20 protein-coding genes and 2 pseudogenes are annotated in these 19,044 nt (G+C 74.6%); 10 read left to right on the top strand and 12 right to left on the bottom strand.

The features are described from left to right. The first annotated feature begins 80 nt into the window (after nucleotides 1–80). From LPA54_RS01110 to LPA54_RS01100, 3 genes are all read left to right on the top strand, one after another. Nucleotides 81–677, top strand: coding sequence for a hypothetical protein (locus LPA54_RS01110; protein ID WP_228973131.1), 597 nt, complete (start codon nucleotides 81–83; stop codon nucleotides 675–677). A 147-nt stretch (nucleotides 678–824) separates the two neighbouring features. Next, nucleotides 825–1,943 carry a YihY/virulence factor BrkB family protein gene (locus LPA54_RS01105; RefSeq protein ID WP_228973130.1) on the top strand — a complete coding sequence of 373 codons (1,119 nt, stop codon included), beginning with the start codon at nucleotides 825–827 and terminating at the stop codon, nucleotides 1,941–1,943. A 205-nt stretch (nucleotides 1,944–2,148) separates the two neighbouring features. Beyond that, the gene (locus tag LPA54_RS01100; RefSeq protein ID WP_228973129.1) at nucleotides 2,149–2,697 is read left to right on the top strand and encodes a phosphatase PAP2 family protein; all 549 of its coding nucleotides are present in this window, start codon (nucleotides 2,149–2,151) and stop codon (nucleotides 2,695–2,697) included. A gap of 128 nt (nucleotides 2,698–2,825) precedes the next feature. On the opposite strand, the gene LPA54_RS01095 is transcribed toward LPA54_RS01100, so the two are convergent. Further along, nucleotides 2,826–4,232: an NAD(P)-binding domain-containing protein gene (locus tag LPA54_RS01095; RefSeq protein WP_228973128.1), complete on the bottom strand. Its 1,407-nt coding sequence runs from the start codon at nucleotides 4,230–4,232 to the stop codon at nucleotides 2,826–2,828. Between the two features lie 161 nt (nucleotides 4,233–4,393). Between LPA54_RS01095 and LPA54_RS01090 the strand changes: the two genes are divergently transcribed. After that, nucleotides 4,394–4,768 (top strand): helix-turn-helix transcriptional regulator, encoded by a 375-nt coding sequence (locus LPA54_RS01090; RefSeq protein WP_228973127.1) that lies wholly within the window; start codon nucleotides 4,394–4,396, stop codon nucleotides 4,766–4,768. Nucleotides 4,769–4,820: 52 nt separating this feature from the next. Then, a pseudogene (locus tag LPA54_RS01085) lies at nucleotides 4,821–5,314 on the top strand (N-acetyltransferase family protein). A gap of 61 nt (nucleotides 5,315–5,375) precedes the next feature. Here the strand turns inward: LPA54_RS01085 and LPA54_RS01080 are convergent. The 3 genes from LPA54_RS01080 to LPA54_RS01070 form a co-directional block, all read right to left on the bottom strand. Then, nucleotides 5,376–5,831: a hypothetical protein gene (locus LPA54_RS01080; RefSeq protein WP_228973126.1), complete on the bottom strand. Its 456-nt coding sequence runs from the start codon at nucleotides 5,829–5,831 to the stop codon at nucleotides 5,376–5,378. Between the two features lie 204 nt (nucleotides 5,832–6,035). Further along, nucleotides 6,036–7,205 carry an alanine--tRNA ligase-related protein gene (locus LPA54_RS01075; RefSeq protein ID WP_228973125.1) on the bottom strand — a complete coding sequence of 390 codons (1,170 nt, stop codon included), beginning with the start codon at nucleotides 7,203–7,205 and terminating at the stop codon, nucleotides 6,036–6,038. Nucleotides 7,206–7,551: 346 nt separating this feature from the next. After that, nucleotides 7,552–8,277, bottom strand: a complete 726-nt coding sequence (locus tag LPA54_RS01070; RefSeq protein WP_228973124.1) for a TioE family transcriptional regulator — start codon at nucleotides 8,275–8,277, stop codon at nucleotides 7,552–7,554. Nucleotides 8,278–8,335: 58 nt separating this feature from the next. Between LPA54_RS01070 and LPA54_RS01065 the strand changes: the two genes are divergently transcribed. Further along, nucleotides 8,336–9,538: an erythromycin esterase family protein gene (locus LPA54_RS01065; protein ID WP_228973123.1), complete on the top strand. Its 1,203-nt coding sequence runs from the start codon at nucleotides 8,336–8,338 to the stop codon at nucleotides 9,536–9,538. Between the two features lie 145 nt (nucleotides 9,539–9,683). Here LPA54_RS01065 and LPA54_RS01060 read toward each other — a convergent pair whose 3' ends face one another. Next, nucleotides 9,684–10,277, bottom strand: a complete 594-nt coding sequence (locus LPA54_RS01060) for a TetR/AcrR family transcriptional regulator (protein WP_228973122.1) — start codon at nucleotides 10,275–10,277, stop codon at nucleotides 9,684–9,686. Nucleotides 10,278–10,389: 112 nt separating this feature from the next. Between LPA54_RS01060 and LPA54_RS01055 the strand changes: the two genes are divergently transcribed. Continuing rightward, entirely contained in the window at nucleotides 10,390–10,605 is a 216-nt protein-coding gene (locus LPA54_RS01055) for a hypothetical protein (protein ID WP_228973121.1), read from the top strand. A 34-nt stretch (nucleotides 10,606–10,639) separates the two neighbouring features. On the opposite strand, the pseudogene LPA54_RS01050 reads toward LPA54_RS01055, so the two are convergent. After that, nucleotides 10,640–11,043, bottom strand: a pseudogene (locus LPA54_RS01050) (IS5/IS1182 family transposase); the annotation flags it as partial. Between the two features lie 198 nt (nucleotides 11,044–11,241). On the opposite strand from LPA54_RS01050, the gene LPA54_RS01045 reads away from it, so the two are divergent. Then, nucleotides 11,242–11,535 (top strand): helix-turn-helix transcriptional regulator, encoded by a 294-nt coding sequence (locus tag LPA54_RS01045; RefSeq protein WP_228973120.1) that lies wholly within the window; start codon nucleotides 11,242–11,244, stop codon nucleotides 11,533–11,535. Further along, on the top strand, nucleotides 11,532–11,918 hold the full coding sequence (locus LPA54_RS01040) for a VOC family protein (protein ID WP_228973119.1): 387 nt from the start codon (nucleotides 11,532–11,534) through the stop codon (nucleotides 11,916–11,918). Before LPA54_RS01045 ends, LPA54_RS01040 begins: the two co-directional genes overlap by 4 nt. Nucleotides 11,919–11,954: 36 nt before the next feature. On the opposite strand, the gene LPA54_RS01035 is transcribed toward LPA54_RS01040, so the two are convergent. From LPA54_RS01035 to LPA54_RS01010, 6 genes are all read right to left on the bottom strand, one after another. After that, complete coding sequence (locus LPA54_RS01035; protein WP_228973118.1) at nucleotides 11,955–12,857, bottom strand: aminoglycoside phosphotransferase family protein; 903 nt, start codon at nucleotides 12,855–12,857, stop codon at nucleotides 11,955–11,957. 86 nt (nucleotides 12,858–12,943) lie between these two features. Continuing rightward, nucleotides 12,944–13,984: a serine hydrolase domain-containing protein gene (locus LPA54_RS01030; protein WP_308112785.1), complete on the bottom strand. Its 1,041-nt coding sequence runs from the start codon at nucleotides 13,982–13,984 to the stop codon at nucleotides 12,944–12,946. Between the two features lie 23 nt (nucleotides 13,985–14,007). Further along, nucleotides 14,008–14,940 carry a hypothetical protein gene (locus tag LPA54_RS01025; RefSeq protein WP_228973260.1) on the bottom strand — a complete coding sequence of 311 codons (933 nt, stop codon included), beginning with the start codon at nucleotides 14,938–14,940 and terminating at the stop codon, nucleotides 14,008–14,010. 50 nt (nucleotides 14,941–14,990) lie between these two features. Continuing rightward, nucleotides 14,991–16,010: a hypothetical protein gene (locus LPA54_RS01020; RefSeq protein WP_228973117.1), complete on the bottom strand. Its 1,020-nt coding sequence runs from the start codon at nucleotides 16,008–16,010 to the stop codon at nucleotides 14,991–14,993. An 80-nt stretch (nucleotides 16,011–16,090) separates the two neighbouring features. After that, nucleotides 16,091–16,852 (bottom strand): hypothetical protein, encoded by a 762-nt coding sequence (locus LPA54_RS01015; RefSeq protein WP_228973116.1) that lies wholly within the window; start codon nucleotides 16,850–16,852, stop codon nucleotides 16,091–16,093. 11 nt (nucleotides 16,853–16,863) lie between these two features. Beyond that, nucleotides 16,864–17,055 (bottom strand): hypothetical protein, encoded by a 192-nt coding sequence (locus LPA54_RS01010; RefSeq protein WP_228973115.1) that lies wholly within the window; start codon nucleotides 17,053–17,055, stop codon nucleotides 16,864–16,866. 458 nt (nucleotides 17,056–17,513) lie between these two features. On the opposite strand from LPA54_RS01010, the gene LPA54_RS01005 reads away from it, so the two are divergent. Then, entirely contained in the window at nucleotides 17,514–19,028 is a 1,515-nt protein-coding gene (locus tag LPA54_RS01005) for a carboxylesterase/lipase family protein (RefSeq protein ID WP_228973114.1), read from the top strand. Nucleotides 19,029–19,044: the final 16 nt, after the last annotated feature.

Here is a 19,044-nt window from a genome sequence, read left to right as displayed (position 1 = left end):
GTGCGGGCGCCGCCGGGGAGGGGGACCGTGGGGACGTGCCGGCGGGGTGCCGGCCGTGTCGGTCACAGGGAGCGAACGAGATGTCGGAACGCAGTACCGGGCTCCGCAGCCTGCACGACCTGGGGCTCGCCGCGTGGTTCGGCGGCTCGCTGATGGGCGCCGTCGGCCTGAACGGCGCGGCCCGCGACGAGGGCGGGACGTGGCAGGGCACCGCCCGGATCGCGAGTGCGGGGTGGGCCAAGTGGACGCCGGTCAACGCCGCGGCCATCGCCGTCCACCTGGTCGGTGCCACCGGTCTGCTGGCGGCGAACGCCGGCCGGGTCGCCACGCAGCAGGGCGTCGCCGCGTCCACCGTCGCCAAGACCGTGCTGACCGGTGCGGCGCTGGCCGCCACCGCGTACAGCCGTGTCCTGGGCAAGAAGATCGAGCTGGCGTCCTCCGAGGCCCCCGAGGACGTGGAGAAGGCCGCCGATCACCCCGTCGACACCGACGAGGCGCAGCGCCGGCTGACCTGCATGCAGTGGGTCATCCCCGCCCTGACCGGCGGCCTGCTCGTCCTCAACGCCCTGCACGGCGAACAGCAGCGCCCCGCGGAGCAGGCGCACGGCATGTGGCAGCGGGCCCGGTCGATGGTGCCGCCCGTCTCCCTGGCGCACTGCGGGCACCCGGCGGATTGACGCCCCCGCCGTCCCGTGCGCCCGGACGTCCGTCCGGCACGGGACGGCGACGCTCGCGCCCCGGTCCCGGGCAGGCGGAGGACGAACCCTCCCGTACCCCACCCGATCGATCCGTTTCCTTCTCCCCGGAGCGGTTACCCCACTGACATGGCACGGACACCAGAACCAGGGCACCACGGAGACGAGACACCCGGGCACCGCGACCCCCGCGACCACCGCCACGACGGCGACCGGTACCGGGCCGATGGCGGGCGGGACGGCGAGCCCGACACCCCGAGGGAGTCCGACGGCATCGGCCCGGATCCGCAGGTGGAGCGCGACGCCCCGGACCAACCCACCGCCATGCCGAAGAGGTCGTGGCTGGAGGTGCTGAAGCGCACGGTCAAGGAGTTCACGGACGACGAGCTGACCGACCGGGCGGCGGCCCTGACCTACTACGGGGTGCTCTCCCTCTTCCCGGCCCTGCTGGTCCTGGTCTCCCTGCTGGGGATCGCGGGCCGCTCGGCCACCCAGCAGGTGATGGACAACCTGCAGAAGCTGGCGCCCGGCCCGGCCCGGGACATCATCACCGACGCCGTGGAGCAGCTGCAGGGCAACGGCGGGACCGGCTCGCTCATGGCGATCATCGGTCTGCTGCTGGCCGTGTGGTCGGCGTCCGGGTACATCGCCGCGTTCATCCGCGCCTCGAACGCCGTGTACGACATGCCCGAGGGCCGCCCCGTGTGGAAGGTGCTGCCGCTGCGCCTGGTCCTGACGGTGGTCCTGATGGTGCTGGCGGTCGTGAGCGCCCTGATCGTCGTCTTCACCGGCCCCCTCGCCCAGCGCGCGGGTTCGGCCCTCGGCGTGGGCGACACGGCGATGACGGTGTGGTCGATCGCCAAGTGGCCGGTCCTGGTCCTGCTGGTCACCGTCATGATCGCGATCCTGTACTGGGCGGCGCCCAACGCCCGGGGCCGCGGGTTCAAGTGGGTCACCCCGGGCAGTTTCCTCGCCCTGCTCCTGTGGATGATCGCCTCGGCGGGCTTCGCCCTGTACGTGGCGAACTTCGCCTCGTACAACAAGACCTACGGCACCCTGGCCGGTGTCATCGTCTTCCTGGTGTGGCTGTGGATCACCAACCTGGCGATCCTGCTCGGCCTGGAGTTCGACGCGGAGATGGCCCGTCAGCGCGCCATCGAGGGCGGCCACCCCCGGACGGAGGAGCCGTACGTCCAGCCGCGCGACACGGCGAAGTGGACCGAGGAGGACCACCGGCGCCTCGACTGACGCGCGGACCCGCCCGGCTGACGCCCGGGTACGTCCGACGTGTGCCTCCCGGGGCCGTCCCGCTCGCCGGGCCGGCCCCGGGAGTCGTCGTGGGCCGGTGGAGTGGTCCGGATCCGCCCCCGCCGGCGCTCCCTTGCCCGACGCGGCCCGGCCCCGTCTCGCTCCCGGTGGGTGTGCGATCCTCGGAGCCGGGCAACCGGCGTCCATGACGGACCTCGATGATCTGCGGGAGGGTGACCGCCGGCTCACCCGCCACATGGCCCACTGGACCTCTCCTCTGGCGCGGCGGGTACTGCCCGCTGTCGAGACGGCGGCCGAGCGCACCAAGCTGTGGTGGGCCGCGGCGGCGGTCATGTCGGCGGTCGGCGGCTACCGGGAGCGCAAGGCCGCCGTGGCCGGGCTGACCGCGATGGGACTGGCGGAGGTGGTGTCGAACGCCGTGTGCAAGCAGCTCTACGAGCGGCGCAGGCCCCCCGAGGAGCTGATCCCGCACGACGACGTGCACGACCGGCCGGAGAGTTCCTCCTTCCCGTCCGGGCACACCGCGGCGGCCGTCGGCTTCACCACCGGTGTCGCCCTCGTCCACCCCGGATGGGGCGCCGCCTGCGCGGTGCCCGCCGCGGCCGTCGCGGTGCAGCGGGTCCACTCCGGCGCGCACTACCCGAGTGACGTCGCCGTCGGCGCGGTCATCGGGCTGGCCGGCGCCTGGCTCGTCCACGAGGCCCCGTCGCTGTGGCTGCGCGCCAAGATGTGAGCCGGGGTGACGGAGGGTCGCGCGGTACGCCGGTGTGAGCCGGGCGACGCGGGGCACGCGGTACGGCGCGGGCCGCGACCGGTCCCCCGTTCCCCTCGCGGCCGCGCCGCCGGGTGGGGTGAGGCGGTTCAGGAGCCGCAGCACCCGCCCGCCGGGGCCTCCGCGGCGCCGGCCGACCCGGGCGCGGGCGCGGCGAGCGCCACGAGCGGGGGCTCGGGGGTGGCGCAGCAGCCCCCGTCTGCACCGGTCCGTGCCCCGGGGGCGTCGAAGAGCCCGGCGCCGCCGCAGACCCCGGTCTCCGGGAGGGTCAGCTCGACGCGGTCGGCGGCGTCGAGGTCGCCGGCGAGCGCGGCGGCCACGGAGCGGACCTGCTCGTGGCCCGTCATGGCGAGGAAGGTCGGGGCGCGGCCGTAGGACTTCATGCCGACCAGGTACACGCCCCGCTCGGGGTGGGAGAGCTCTCGATGGCCGTGCGGGCGGACCGTGCCGCAGGAGTGCTGGTTGGGGTCGATCAGCGGAGCGAGCCCGACGGGGGCCTGGAGCCGTTCGTCGAGGCCGAGGCGGAGTTCGGACAGGAAGGACAGGTCGGGTCGGAGTCCGGTCAGGGCGATGACCTCGTCGACCGGGTCCAGGCGGCGGCCGTCCTCGGCGACCAGTACGAGTCGGCCGTCCGCCGCCCGTTCGACGGCCCCGGTGCGGAAGCCCGTGACGGCGTCGGCGTGGCCGCGGTCGACGGCGTCCTTCGCGGCGAGGCCCAGGGCGCCGCGGGCGGGCAGCTGGTCGGCCGTGCCGCCGCCGAACGTGGAGCCGGAGATGCCGCGCCGCAGGATCCACACCGCCTCGGTTCCGGCCCCGGCGTCCGACCGGGCGAGGTCGGCGAGGGTGGCGAGCGCGGTGAAGGCGGACGCGCCGGAGCCGACCACGGCGGTGCGCCGACCCGCGTACCGGGCGCGGACGGCCGGGTCGCCGAGGTCGGGGACCCGGTAGGAGACCCGGTCGGCGGCCGCCCTCTCGCCGAGCGCGGGCAGACCGCTGCCGCCGGCCGGGGACGGGGTGCGCCAGGTGCCCGAGGCGTCGATGACGGCGCGGGCGAGGACGCGCTCCTCGCGCCCGTCGGCGTGGGCGACGTGCACGACGAAGGGCTGCTGCTCCCGGTCGGCGTCGACGATCCGGTCGCGGCCCGCGCGGGACACGCCGGTGACCGTCGCGCCGAGGCGCACCCGGTCACCGAGGACCTCGGCGAGCGGCTGGAGGTACCGCTCCGCCCAGTCGCCGCCGGTGGGGTGGGCGGCGGGGTCGGGGCGGGTCCAGCCCGTCGGGGCGAGCAGCTTCTCGGCGGCCGGGTCGACGACCTCGGCCCACGGGGAGAACAGGCGGACGTGCGACCACTCCCGTACCGCGGCCCCGGCGGCGGCACCGGCCTCCAGGACCAGGGGCTCGATGCCCCGGTCGACCAGGTGGGCCGCGGCGGCCAGACCGATGGGGCCGGCTCCGATCACGACGACGGGCGACTCGGCGGGGGTGGGCGCGTTCACGGCGACTCCTCTTTGATTCGACAAACGTCGATGCCTTCCGCCGTCAGCATGGCACCCACATAGACACCCGTCAACATAGACATCCATCGAATCACCGACCTGGACCACCCCCCTCCCCACCGCCCCTCCCCTCCTGCTTCGACGCGTGTCAACATAGACACATGTCGAACACGGAGGCGCTGCCGCTGATGGCCCCCGACGCCCAGGGCGCGGTGGCGCCGTGCTGCCCGCCGCTGACCGAACGGCCGATGACCGCCGAGGAGGCCGAGACGGCCGCGCGGATGTTCAAGGCGCTCGGCGACCCGGTGCGGCTGCGGCTCTTCTCCGCCGTCGCCTCCCACGAGGGCGGCGAGGCGTGCGTGTGCGACATCTCCGACGTCGGCGTCTCCCAGCCGACCGTCTCCCACCACCTGAAGAAGCTCAAGGACGCGGGTCTGCTCTCCTCCGAGCGGCGCGGCACGTGGGTCTACTACCGCGTCGAACCATCGGTGCTCGCCGCCATGGGCAGGCTCCTGTCCCCGTCGGCCACGGCCTGACGAGGACAGCCGGACAGCCGGATTAGCCGGACAGCCGGACGGAGGGGAACGGATGGCCACGCCGATCGTGCCGCTGACCGCGGCGCACGCCGAGCAGGTTCTGGCGATCTATCAGGCGGGCATCGACGAGGGCGACGCCACCTTCGAGACGACGGCCCCACCTGGGAGGCGTTCGACGCGGCGAAGCCGGCCGAGTACCGCTTCGCCGCGCTCGACCCGGGCGGGGCGGTACTCGGGTGGGTCGCCGCGGCGCACGTCTCCGACCGGTGCGCCTACACCAGCGTGGTCGAGCACTCCGTGTACGTCCACCCCCACGCCCGCGGCCGGGGCATCGCCTCCGCCCTGCTGACGGCGCTCGTCGACGCCACCGAGCGGGCGGGGATCTGGACGATCCAGTCCGGCATCTTCCCCGAGAACACCGCCAGCCTCGCCGTCCACCGCCGCGCGGGCTTCCGCGTGGTCGGCATCCGGGAACGCATCGGCCGCCACCACGGCGTCTGGCGCGACGTCACCCTCGTCGAACGCCGCAGCCCCACCATCGCCTGAAAGCGGTCCGGCCTCCGGGCGCCCTGAGCGGGCAGCCGGCGGTCCGTGCCCCGTCGGCGGGTCAGGACGCGAAGCGGGTCACGTCGGTCACCCGGCAGGTGACGTCCCCGGAGACCTGCTGCGGGCTCTGCGCCACCGCCTCGGCCCGCTGCCCCGCCGCCAGGTTGCTCACGGAGGCCGGCGCTTCGGCGAGGCGCTTGCCCGTGCCGTCCACGAACTCGACCTCGATGACGTAGCCGCCGGCCTTCCTGCTCCGGTTGGTCACCGACAGGTCGGCCGAGGGCCATTCGGTCGTGGCGTCGACTCCGCACCCGGTGATCCGGACGTCGCCCTCGGGGCCCGCCGGCGTCTCACCGCCGCCCGGTGAGGGCCGGTCGGCCGGCGAGGACCGGTCGGCGGGTGCGGGGGTGCCTGTCGGCGAGGGCGGTGCCGGCGGGCGGTCGCCGGGCCCGTCGCCACCGGTGCCGGCCACGACCAGCACACCGATCAGGACCGCCCCCAGAGCGAGGAACGCCACGAGGGCGAGCAGACACCCCCGGCCACGCCGGGGCGGGCGCCCTCCACCGGGCGGTGCCTGCCGGCCCGGGTTTCGGGGCGGCCGCCCCGGCTGCTCCCGGCCCGGTCGCGAACTGCCGGACATCACGCACCCCCTCGTACTGCGGGGCCACAACCCGACGACTCCGCCGGCATGCCTCTTCCGTCCGGCCCGCGCCCGCCGTCGTCACTCCCGGCGCAGGTGCGTCACCAGGTCTCGGGGGAGGCCGTGGGTGTCGTGGAGGTAGTGGAGGTCGCCCTCGTCGAGCGGGCCCTGGAAGCGGGGGCGGGCGAGGACCTGCCGGCCCCGCTCCAGGAGGCGGCGGAAGCGGTGCTCCTCCTCCAGGAGCATCCGGGACACGAGGTCCGGGTCGGTGTCCTGCCGGAAGCGGTCCAGGGTGTGGCGTACCGGTTCATCCGGCAGGTCGGCCAGGGTGCGCGAGGGGTCGTCGCGCCACAGCACGGTCAGCACCCGCCGCACCAGCCGGCGCAGGACGTAGCCGCGTCCGGTGTTGGCCGGGCGGACCTCGTCGCCGAGTACGACGACGGCCGAGCGCAGGTGGTCGCAGACGACGCGCAGCGACGGCTCGTCCAGCGGTCGCCACAGGGCCGGTACGCAGCGGCGCCAGGGGGCGAAGGCGTCGCTCTCGTACACGGACGGCCGGCCCTGGAGGAGGGCGGCCAGCCGTTCCAGGCCCAGGCCGGTGTCGACGTTGCGCTGGGGCAGCGGTACGAGCGAGCCGTCGTCCAGTCGGCGGTGGCGCATCATCACGTGGTTCCACACCTCCACCCAGCGGTCGTCGCGGGTGGGTGTCGACTCGGGCGGGGTGTCGCCGGTCCACAGGAACATCTCCGAGTCGGGACCGCACGGGCCGGTGGGCCCGTTGGACCACCAGTTGTCGTCCACGGTGAGCTCGACGGGGACGCCGAGGCGCTCCCACAGGTCGACGGAGGTGGTGTCCGGCCCCACTCGGTCGTCGCCGGCGTAGGCCGTGGCGTGCAGCAGCGTCGGGTCGATGCCGAACCCCTCGGTGAAGAGCTCGTATCCCCAGGCGAGGCTCTGCCGGCCCTCGTAGTCGCCCAGCGACCACGTGCCGAGCATCTCGAAGACGGTCAGGTGGGTGGCGTCGCCGGCCTCGTCCAGGTCGGTGGTGCGCAGACAGCGCTGGACGTTGACCAGCCGGCTGCCCAGAGGGTGGGGGCGCCCCTCCAGGTACGGGGTGAGCGGGTGCATGCCGGAGGTGGTGAACAGCACCGGGTCCCCGGGCGGCGGCAGCAGCGTCGAGCCGGTGACGCGGCGGTGGCCGCGCTCCTCGAAGTACTCGACGAAGGTGCGGGCGATCTGCTCGGTCTGCATGGGGGTGGCTCCTTCGCGTGGGGCGGGAAGGCGCCGGAGAACGGGACCGCGCAGTCGTCGGACCGGGGCGTCGAACGCCACGGATCCACCGGCGGACCGTTTCCGGTCGCCGGTGGGACGGGGTGCGTCAGGCGGCGGCAACCGGCGAGCTGGTCGCTCGCGCGGTCGCGGTGGTGCTTCGGCCGGTGACGTTCATACGGGCCACGGTAACGCGGCCCGCGCGCCGGGGCACCCGAGTTTCCCCGCCGGGGTCCGCCCGGCCGCCGCGGAAGCGTTGCGCGGGTACGCCTGGCGCACACGCGCACGCGGTCGAGGGGCGTGCCCCGGCGTCGCCCGCCCCGGCGGGTCATTCCCGGACGCGGAGGTACGCCTCCAGTTCCGCGGCCCCGGTCAGCATCGCCCGCGCCCGGGCGGACAGCCGGCCGTGCCAGTCGGACAGGGTGGCCTCCAGCGGCTCCACCCCGCCGGCGGCCCGCACCCGGGTGATCAGCGGGGCGATCCGCCGCAAGGGGTAGCCGCCCCGCCGCAGCTGGTGCACGAGCCGGGCGTCCCGTACGTCGGCCTCGTCGTAGACGCGGTATCCGGTCAGCGGGTCGCGGCGCGGGCGGACCAGGCCGACGCGCTCCCAGGTGCGCAAGGTGGCCGGCCGGAGTCCGAGCGCGGCGGCGAGCGGCCCGATGAACGTGCTGCCGGCCGCCGCGTCGGGCGGGGTGCCGGCGGCGCGCCCCAGGTCGCGCAGGGCGTCCTCCACGGCCCGCAGGGTCCGCCGGTCGTCGAGGAGCTGGGCGTGGCTCTCGTCGATGAGCCGGAACGCCTCCTCGGGCCGGTTGCCGTTCACCGCCCGCATGATCGCCGTCGCCGTGCGGTGGCCGTGGCCGGGTACCAGCGCGAGGAACGCGCGCAGGGCCGCCGCGTGCAGCGGGGTGTAGGCGCGGTAACCGCTCGGGGTGCGGTCCGCGGTCGGGAGGATGCCGGCTTCCTCGTAGTTCCGGACCGCCTGTGTCGACAGGCCGTGCCCGCGCGCCAGGTCCACCGGCCTGAGCTGTTCGGCTCTTTGAGGGTTTCGTCTCATCTTCCTGCCGATATCACGCGAAAGTCTCCACCGAGGCTTCAACGATACCGTTGACGGCATGGTCACCGACGTCACACATCTCGTCCGCCCGGTCGACGCCGCCGCCGTGATGGCGCTGCCACCGGACCGACCGCGACTGCTCGCCCTGGGTGAGCCCACCCATGACGAGGACGCCCTGCTCGACCTGCGCAACGACCTCTTCCGGCAACTCGTCGAAGAGGAGGGCTACGGAACGATCGCGATCGAGACCGACTGTCTGAGGGGCCTGCTCGTGGACGACTACGTCACCGGGGGCGGGGCCGCCCTCGACGAGGTCATGGAGCACGGCTTCAGCCACGGCTGGGGCGCCCACCGGGGCAACCGCGACCTCGTGCGCTGGATGCGCGCCCACAACGCCGCCCGGCCCGCCCCGGAGCGGCTCCGCTTCGCCGGCTTCGACGGCCCGCTGGAGATCACCGGCGCCGCGAGCCCCCGGCAGGCCCTCACCGCACTGCACGGCCACCTCTCGGACCGGGTGGACGCGGCCCTGCTGCCCTGCGCCGCGGAGACCCTGGACCGCCTGCTCGGCACCGACGACCGGTGGACGGACCCCGCCGCCATGACCGACCCGTCGCGGTCCGCGGGGCGGTCCACCGAGGCCGATCGGCTGCGGCTGCTCGCCGACGAGCTGGTGGCGCTGCTGGACGCACAGGCCCCGCACCTGCTCGCCACGGGCCCGCGAAGCGACTGGGACCGGGCGCGCCTGTACGGGCGGACCGCCCTCGGCCTGCTGCGCTACCACCACTGGATGGCGGACGCCTCGCCCGCCCGCCTGGCCCGGCTGGCGGGCGAGCGGGACCGGATGATGGCCGACAACCTCCTCGCCCTGGCCGCCCGCGGTCCGGCGCTCGTGCACGCCCACAACGCCCATCTGCAGCGGCACAAGACGACGATGCGGATGGGCGGGGTGCCGCTGGAGTGGTGGAGCGCGGGGGCGCTGGTGGACGCGCGGCTCGGTCAGGGGTACGCCTTCGTGGCGACGGCCCTCGGGACGCTGCGGCACCGGGGGGTAGACGCCCCGCCGCCGGACACCCTCGAAGGGCTCCTGTACGCGCGGCCCGAGGAGCGCTGCCTCGTGGACGCGCCGGGGCTGGCGGCGGTCCTCGGTGAGGGCCGCCCGGCGCCCCGGGTGTCACCGTGGTTCGGCTACGCCCCGTTCGATCCGGCGCACCTGGCCGCCGCCGACGGGCTCGTGTTCGTGAAGGACGTCCGGAAGGGCTAGGTCCTGTCCGGAAAGTCCCGCCTGGGCCACGGCGCTCCTTTCCGGACAGGACCTAGAGGCTCTCCGGCGGATCTTGTCGGCGAGCACGGGGCGGCGCCACGAGCGCAGGGGTGCGTGGGACCCGGCAGGGTCCGCTGGACCGGCCTCAGCGAAGGACCTGCTCGATGTGGTGGTCGAGGAGACGTTCGGCGGCTTCTGGGGTGCGGTAGCCGAGGGCGATGTCCACGCCGAGGCTGGTGGCGAGGGACCAGCAGATGTCGGCGTCGGTACGTTCCTCGCGGCGCGGCTCACTGCCCCGCTCCTCGCGGGCTGCCGTGATGAGGCCGGCGGTGAAGGTGAGCAGTTCGTCGTCGCCCGGCGCCAGGACCTTGGCCATCGTCGGATCGGAGACTGCCCGGCCGGCGACCGCCAGCGCGAAGCGCATCAGCCGCGTACTCTCCTGGGCCGGGCTGATCAGGGCGTACAGGCAGGCGCGCAGGACGGCCTCCGGACTGGTCGTGTCGGCGGCGGTGACCGCGTTCTCGATGCTGGCGTTGACGGCCCGTACGGCTCGGTCTAGGGCGTCGCGGATCAGGGCCTGCATCGAGGAGTAGTAGTGCTGGACCTGACCCATCGAGACGCCCGCCTCCTCGGCCACCTTACGCAGCGACACCTGCTCGATGCCGCCGCGCACGGCCAGTGACCAGACGGCCTCGACGAGGCGCGCCCTGCGCGCTTCGTGATCCACGATCTTCGGCACGGCATCTCCGCCTTCCTTCGCACCTTCACCATGCGATCGCATTGCAAAACCAGGCACCGCACCTTTACAGTGCAAGTGCATGGTAAACCGTGATCAGGCTGAGGAGGGCCCCATGAAATATGGCTTCTACCAGGCAATCGGTATGGCGCTGCTTGTCATCGGAGCCCAGGGTGCGATACGCCAGCTCGCCGACCACGACAACGCCGGCCTGTTGGGCTGGCTGCCGGGAGGCTTCGCAGTGAGCATCACCGTGTACGTACTGGCCGTCGTGATCGGCGCGGTCATCGCAGGGCGGTCTCACAATGCCCGTAAGGCGACTGGCAACTGACTCGGTGCGCGTGGATGGGGGACTGTTCGGCGGATCACGGACGGAGCCATAAGCGGATTGCCGCTGCGGTGACGGTGCCGTGGAAGACGTAGGCCCTCTCGTCGTGACGGGTTGCGGCCGCACGGGAGTTCCCAAGCCGGTTCATGGTCGCTTCGACCTCGTTCGCGGCGCCGGTAGTGATCGCGGTCGAAGCCGGTGGATCTGCCGCCTCCTCGGCCTCTGAGTCGGCGGTCGGCTCGCTGGTCCCTGGGTTCCGCAATCGTGTGCCGGATGCGGCGTCTTCGCAGGTAGCGGCGGTTGTGGCGGGAACTGTACGTCTTGTCGCCGCTGACGCGGCCGGATCCGGGTCCGGGGGCGTCCGCCCAGCGGACGGGGGACCCGGGTCCGGCCCAGGACTGCGACTCCAGCAGCGACCACTCGCGATTCGCCAGATCTCCCCGACCCACGGCCGAACCGACGAGCGGCCGGCCCGACGGCCACATGATCCGTCGGACAGAACCCAGCCGGCGGTCGCGGCGGCGGACCGTGGGCGGGGGCCGGTACCCGGTGTCCGGGTCCCGGTCGGTCGGCGGCGCCTTGGGGCGGGGGGCGGCGTCCGACTTGATAGGCAAGTCGCTACTTGCCTAAGGTGGGCCCATGACGGAGGATGTCTTCAAGGCCCTGGCCGACCCCACCCGTCGCCGCATCCTCGACGAGCTGGTCGAACGGGACGGCCAGACACTGTTCGAGCTCTGCGGGCGGCTGGTGACCCGACACGGCGTCGGACTGTCCCGCCAGGCGATCAGCCAGCACCTGGCCGTGCTGGAGGCCGCCGGCCTGGTCGTCCCCCGGCGCGAGGGCCGCTACAAGTTCCACGACGTGAACACCGAACCGCTTGAGCACATCGTCAACCGGTGGCTCAGCCCCGATGCAACGGAGGACACCCCATGAGGATCCACCTGTCCAGCGTCTTCGTCGACGACCAGGAGAAGGCCGAGCGCTTCTACACCGACGTCCTCGGCTTCGTGAAGAAGCACGACGTCCCGCTGGGCGAGGACCGCTGGCTCACCGTCGTCTCGCCGGAGGACCCCGACGGGACCGAACTGCTCCTGGAGCCCTCCGGCCACCCCGCGGTGCGGCCGTACAAGACGGCGCTGGTGGAGGACGGCATCCCGGCCACCTCTTTCGCCGTCGACGACGTGCACGCCGAGTTCCGCCGGCTGCGCGCGCTCGGGGTGCGCTTCACGCAGGAGCCGCTGGAGATGGGGCCGGTCACGACCGCCGTCCTCGACGACACCTGCGGCAACCTCGTCCAGCTCGTGGCCGGCCAGTAGGGCGGCGGGCCGGGCGCCCCGGCGGGGACGCGCGCCTCAGCGCTCCGCGAGGACGGCCCGGATGACGTGCCGGGCGTTGCGCGCCATGGCCGGGTTGGTCGTGCGGTAGTACGGCAGGGCCACCAGCGCCTGCGCGAGCGTCCGGCCGCGGCCGCGCACCCAGCTCGCGTCGTCCACGCCGAGCTCCGTCCGGAAGACCACCCGTGCGGCGGGCGGCAGGAGGTTCCAGGCCGGGAACAGGTCGCAGGCCGGGTCGCCCGCCCCCGCGCACCCGAAGTCGATCACCGCGGCCAGCCTGCCGCCGCCGCGCACCAGCAGGTTGCCCGGCATCAGGTCGCCGTGCAGCCACACCGGCGACCCGTCCCAGGCCGGGGCCCGCAGCGCCTCCTCCCACACGGCGGTCGCGGCGTCGCAGTCGACGCGCTCCCCCGGCGTGCCGCGCAGCTCCTCCACCGCCGCGCGGACCTCCGCGTCCAGGGAGGCGACCGGCCCGCCGCGGTGGGCCGGCGGCGCGTCCGGCAGTGTGAGGCCGCGCATCGCGGCCACGAACCCGGCGAGGTCCCTCGCCAGCCGCAGCGGCCGCGCCGGCGCCGCCTCGTCGGGCGGCTCCCCCGGCAGCCACCGGTACACCGCCCACGGCCACGGGTACCCCTCCGCGGGCTCCCCCGCCCCGAGCACCTCCGGGACGGTGACGGGCAGCCGCGGCCCGAGCCGGGGCAGCCACCGCAGCTCGCGCTCCACGTCGGCGGCGGCACCGGCCACCAGCGGCAGCCGCACGACCATGTCGTCACCCAGCCGGTGCATGGCGTTGACCGTGCCGCCGGAGGGGAACCGGCGTACCGGCAGCCCCGCCCACCTCGGGAACCGCCCGGCCACCAGCCGCCGAACGAGTTCCTCGTCGACCGGGTGCTGCCCGGGGTGCATCGGTCCTGTGCCCATGGGACGCCATCCGACCCGGGGAAGGACGGGAGGCGCAACCGCTTTCCGGTCGTCCACGCGGGCGGCAGTCCCGTATGGCGGTCCCGTCAGAGGTCCTGGAGGAGGGAGTGGGCCGTGGCGATCAGGGCGTTGTCGGGGCCGTGGCGGCGGTTGCACACGGCCGCCAGCGCGGCGCCCCGGTCCGGGCGGAAGCCGAGGAAGGCGGTCTGGCCGAGGGTGGCGCCGCTGTGGAAGTACATCGTGCCGCCGTCCGCCGCCGGGTGGTGGAACCACGTCAGGGTGTGGGTGTGGCGGTGCCCGAACCCCCGGCGCAGTACGGGCCGGCGCACCTCGTGGAGCGCGGCGGCGAGCGGGGTGCCGTCGGGGGCGAGGTGCGCTTCGAGGAAGGTGAGCAGGTCGTGGGGGGTGGCCCGGACGGCGCCCGCCGCCTGGAAACCGCCGGTGCGCAGCGGCGGCGTGGCGGTCCCGTCACTGCGGTACCCGGTGGCGTCGGTGTCGGGGCCGGCCGGCCGCAACCCGGTCCCCGCGAGGCCGAGGGGGTGGAGGACGTGGTCGGTGACCAGGGCCTCCCAAGGCGTGCCGGTGGCGGCGGCGAGCACGTGGCCGAGGACGGCGACACCGAAGTTCGAGTACCGCCAGCGGGTGCCCGGCGCGTGGCGCGGACGGCTGCGGAGGAAGGCGCGGACGACCCGGCTCGGCGGGTATCCGCCGTACGGGTCGCTCCCCCAGCGGGGCAGGGCCTGCGGGTAGAAGTCGGCGGGGAGCGGCGGCAGCCCGCTGGTGTGGGTGACGAGGTGGGTGAGGGTGATGGGGCCGCGTGGCCCGACCGCCGGACCGCCGTCGGGCCGCAGGTGGCGCGAGGCCGGGTCGCCCCCGTGCACGGCCCCGAGGTGGACGAGGTGTGCGAGCAGCAGTCCGGTGTACGGCTTGGAAGCCGAGCCCAGTTCCCAGCGCAGGCGGTCGCGCGGGGTGGGAGGCGGGGGCCCGGTGCCGCCCGAGCGGACCGTCCGCCGTCCGTGGCGGGAGAGGGCGAAGACGACGTCCGGGGCGTCGACCGCGCGCACGGCGCCGTCCAGCCGTTCGGCGTCGCTCTCCCCCGTTCGGGGCGGCGCGGCCTGCGGCGCCACCCGGTCGGTGCCGGTCGGCGCGGTCACGCGGGGGCCCCGTCGACCAGGGCCGTGAAGGCGCGCGAGGTGGCCAGTACGGAGGCGAACGCGGCGACCAGCGTCGGGTGGTAGACGAGGTCGAACACCTCCTCCGGGCCGCCCTCGGGCATGTCGCCGATGACGGGCATGGCGCCGTCGGGCTGCTGGGCCGCGGCGAACGCCTGCCACGCGGCGGCGTCCAACGTGGGTCGTGGCAGGCAGGCGTCCACGACGAGCAGTTCCCCGAGCAGGTCCCAGCGCTGCAGGTCGGCCCAGTCGTCGAGCCAGGCGGGCAGCCACAGGTCCAGGTAGTGGGCGAGGGCGGCCGGGAGGCCGGCGGGGTTCTCGCCCCAGTCGGTCAGGTGGAAGACGGTGTGGGTGATGTCGTACCCCGTGCGGGTGACGACCGTCCACGGCTCCGGGGTGTGGGCGAGCCAGGTGCGGCGGGCCGCTTCGTCCTCGGGCATGGTCGGGGTGAGTCCGTAGCGGCGCTCGAAGGCGCTCAGGCACAGTCGGCGGACGGGGAGGAGCTCCGCGGCCCGCCAGCTGCCGAGGCGGTGGTTGAGCCGGATCAGGCGGTCCAGTTCGGGGTGGTCGTATCCGAGTTCCTTGAACGGCAGGTAGACCTCGAAGGGGATGGGTGAGTGGGGTTCGATCCGCTGCCCCCGGACCAGCATGCGGCCCCCGTCCAGGACGTCCCGCCAGGCGTGGTCGATGAGCTGGCGGGCGAGCGCGGCGTGGCGGGAGCCGGAGACGCCCTCCCGGAAGAGGACCTTGCAGATGACGGCGAGCTCCCCGACGGGCTTGAAGCGGTCGAGGAAGCCGGTCTCCGGGTCGACGTCCGGTTCGAGGCGGAACCCGTCGCGGTGGGCGTGCAGCCATTCCAGCGCGCCCGTGCCGACGGCCTGGATCAGCCGGATCCCTTCCGTGCCGGCCATGCCGCCGGTACCGGCAGGGCCGGCCGCGCCGGTGGTGCCCGTGGTGCCGCTCATGCCGGTGCCTCCCGGAGGGTGTGCCGGTCGTCGCCGTGGGGGTGGCCGGTGCGGCGGGCCGCGGTCAGGGTGGCGGCGAAGGCGGTCACCAGCGTCGAGTGGTAGCAGTTGACGAAGACGTGCGGCACGTCCTCCCCGCGCGGTCCGCGGCCGACCTCGGGCACGGCGCCGTCCCCGTCCTGCGCGGCGGCCAGTGCCGCCCACGCCTCCTCGGTGGCGTCCGGGGCGGGTGGGCGCGGCAGGCTCGCCGCGACGGCGAGCAGTTCGCCGCAGAGGTCCCACTGCTCGGCCTCGACGCACGTGTCGAGCCAGGGCGGCAGCCAGGTGAGCAGGTACGCGGCGATGTCGTCGGGGACGGCGTCGGGGCGGTGGCCCCAGTCCGTCAGGTGGAACACGACGTGCGTGAGGGTGTACGCGGCGGTCTTCTCGAAGAGCCAGGGTTCGGGGAGGGCCCCCAGCCAGGTACGGCGCAGCGGCCCGTCCATCGGCCCGTGCGGCGCGAACCCGGCGCGGTGCTCCGAGTTGAGGACGCCGAGGAGGCGGTTGGGCAGCAGCTCCGGGGTGCGCCAGCTGCGGGTGCGCACGAGCAGGCCGACCAGCTCCTCGTACGGCGGGTGCCGCAGTCCCGAGGCGGCGAACGCGGCGTACACCTCCAGGGGGTACGTGGCGTTCGGTTCCAGGCGCTGGACGTCGAGGAAGAGGGCGCCGTCGCCGGCCTCCTGCCAGGCGTGGCGCACCAGGGCGGTCGCCGCGGTGTGGAGCGGCGAGCCCGGGGGCGTGCTGCGGCGGACGCAGGTGCAGAGCTGGGCCAGTTCGCCGACGCGCTTCCACGAGGCGTTGGGGTCGGCGTCGGGCTCCAGCGCCCGCTGCCCCAGGCGGAAGTCGGGGCGGTGGGCGGACAGCCAGCCCAGCGCGGCCCCCGCCACGGCGTCCAGATCGGTGAGCCCCGTCGTATCCGCCGGGTCCGTGGGGTCCGCCGGGCGTGTCAGGCCCGTCGGACCCGTCGGAGGTGTCAAGGCCGTCGGTCGCCTCGGGGCCGTGCCGCCGCGGGGCGGGCCGTCGGGCGCGGGCGGGGGCGCGGGCAGGGGCGGGGGCGTCATCCGGCGCTCCCCCGGCTCCGGGCCAGGCCGTGCCGCGCCGCGTGGAGGTGCAGGGCCACCCGGGGGTCGTCACCGCTCATGGCCGCGACGAACTCCAGCCCGGTGTCGAGGCCCAGCGTGTCGGGAACGTCGTCGAGGACCGACAGCCACCGGCCCGCTCCGGCCGCCTGCAGCCAGCCCCGCCGGCGCACGGCGCGCACGAACCCGCGCGCGATGTCGACGGTCCGCCGGCCGGCGGCGCGCACCAGAGCGCTCTCCGCCGTCGGCGCCGAGGCCGACGCGGACGACACCGCAGGCGAGGAGGGGGCGGCCGGCAGGGGCACCGCCAGGCCGGCGAGGAGGGCGAGCTGGTGGGTGAGGGCCTGCCAGGGCAGGGTGTCCACCCACCCGGTGTCGGGTTCGTCGTCCTGCGGGACGACGGCCGCTGTGCTCTGGCCGCGCAGGGCCCGGGTCATCCCCCAGTGGGTCCACCGCGACGTGAGCGACGCGTCCGGGGCGGGCGGGAAGGCGATGACCGCCTTCTCGAAGAGTGCGAGGTCGTCGGGGTGTGGTGGCCGCAGGCCGAGGGCGCCGGGGAGCAGTGCGTCGGGGCCGAGGACGCGCACGGCCGCGAGCAGGAGGTCCTCGTCGCTGGTGGCGGCCGCCGCCGTACCGGCGAACACCGCCGGATGGTCTCCGCCCCGGAGGGCGGAGACCACCTGGGAAGCGAGGTCCTGCACAGCGCCTGCCAGGGGCGTCTGAGTGCCGGGACTCTCCATATCGTCGCCCGTCAGCGCTTCTTCGGACGGGGAGCAGGCGGTGACAGCAGCAGGCTGCCGGAGCCGCCCTTCAGGGCAAGTGCCGCACATTCGCGGGTGTCGCGGTAGAAGCCCTGGGCCTCACCAGGGTTCAGTACCTGTTCGACCTCGGCGTCCAGCGCAGCCTTGACTTGGTCACGGGTCACGTTGTCCAGCTTTGCCATACCCCACCATCTCCTTTGAAGTGGGCATTTTTTCCTTGCACATCCAGCCCAACACACCAGGACATACCTGGCAAATCATCCTTTGAATGACTTGTCAACTAAAATCTCTGTAAAGCGAGGTTTAAGCACCGATCGCTGCGGTCATTTCCGCGCACGGATGCGCGAAAGGCGCCGGGCGCGCACAGTGACGGAGAGGGGGCGTCACCCCAACGGGCGGCGGCGCGGGGGCCGGTGCGTCGTGCGACCGCCGTCGACCCGGCGGGCACTGGCGTCCGGTCGGGGCGCGCGGCACGTCGGCGCACGGAACGACGGGCCCAAGTCCCCCTTTTCCGAGGCCCATTGACATCACAGGCGAGTCAATCACAGCGATCTCGGTGTTGGTCATGTCGTGCGGGGCGGTGGCAGGCTGGGGCCGCCGCCGTCACCGGCGGCGCGACCAGCAGCGAGAGGTGGACTCCATGGACGTCTTCGAGACGGCCGGCGGCCCGGTACGGGGGCTGCGGCCCGCCACGGACGTCGTCGCCGTCCTCGGGATCCCGTACGCGGCCCCGCCGTTCGGCGCCGACCGCTTCCGGGCGCCGCGTCCGCCACGGGGGTGGACGGGCGTGCGGGACTGCACCGCCTTCGGACCGCCGGCCCCCCAGTCGGCGCGTCTGCCCGGTGCCCCGGTGTGGGAGCCCGGCGACGAGGACGTCCTCACCGTCAACGTCTGGACCCCTGCGCACTCCGGCGGGTGCCTGCCCGTCCTGGTGTGGATCCACGGCGGCGCCTACACCTTCGGCTCCTCGGCCCAACCCGACTTCGACGGCACGGCGCTGGCGCGGGCCGGCCTGGTGGTGGTCACGCTCAACTACCGGGTCGGCTTCGAGGGCTTCGGGCACGTACCGGTCGACGGGCCCGCCCCCGCGCGGGCCGACCTGCCGGACAACCGGGGCCTGCTCGACCAGGTCGCCGCTCTGCGCTGGGTACGCGAGAACATCGCCGCGTTCGGCGGCGATCCGGGCAACGTCACGGTCGCCGGCCAGTCCGCCGGCGCCACCTCCGTCGTCTGCCTGATGGTGATGGACCGGGCCCGCGGCCTGTTCCACCGCGCCATCGCGCACAGCCCCGCCTCCCCGTACGCCACACCGGACATGGCCGCTGCGACGACCCGCGAGGTCGCGGCGGCCGCCGGGTGCGCCGCCACGGCCCGGAGCCTGACCGCCACGAGCCCGCAGGCCCTGGTCGACGCCTCCGACCGCGTCGTGGACGACTACCGGCGCGACCCGGCGTCCGGCTCCCGCCACTACGACCCGGTGCTCTACGCCCCCGTCCTGGACGGTGACGTCCTGCCCGCCGACCCGCTCGGGCGGCTGGCCGCCGGCGCGGCCCGCGAGGTGGACCTGCTGGTCTGTCACACCACGGAGGAGTACTGGCTGTTCGACGCCGTCGGCGGCAGCGCCCGGGTCACCTCCGACGAGGGCCTCGCCCGGTTCGCCGAGGACTTCGGCCTCCCCGACGGGCTGGTGGCGGGCTACCGGGCGGCGATGCCCCACGCCCCGGTCCTCGACCTCTACCTCGCCATCTTCGGCGACCTGCTGTTCGGGGCGTTCACCGAGCGGCTCGCCGAACTGCACGCCGAGGGTGGCGGCAGGGCGTACCTCTCGCGCTTCGACCGGCGGCGCGCGGCACCGGACCGGACGGTGCGGGCCTGGCACTGCGCCGACGTGCCGTTCGCCTTCGGCAACCTCGGCGACCCGCACCTGGAGTTCCTCGTCGGCGGGCCGCCGACCGACGCCGACCGCGACCTGGCGGGACGCATGGTGCGCGCCTGGGCCGACTTCGCCGCCACCGGCGACCCGGGCTGGGCGCCGGTCGACGGGTCGCCCGCCCGCGCCCGCGTCTGGACCACCGACGACACCCCGGCCGACGAGGGGCCCGTCACCCTCCGGGACCTCTGGGCCGGCGTCGACTTCCCGCTCCTACGCCCGTGAACCCGTTCCGGCGGAA

Source organism: Streptomyces sp. DH12 (genome assembly GCF_020873895.1).
Classification (GTDB): Bacteria; Actinomycetota; Actinomycetes; order Streptomycetales; family Streptomycetaceae; genus Streptomyces.
Note: the sequence above shows the minus strand (reverse complement) of the source record. Positions and strands in the feature narration are given on the sequence as shown.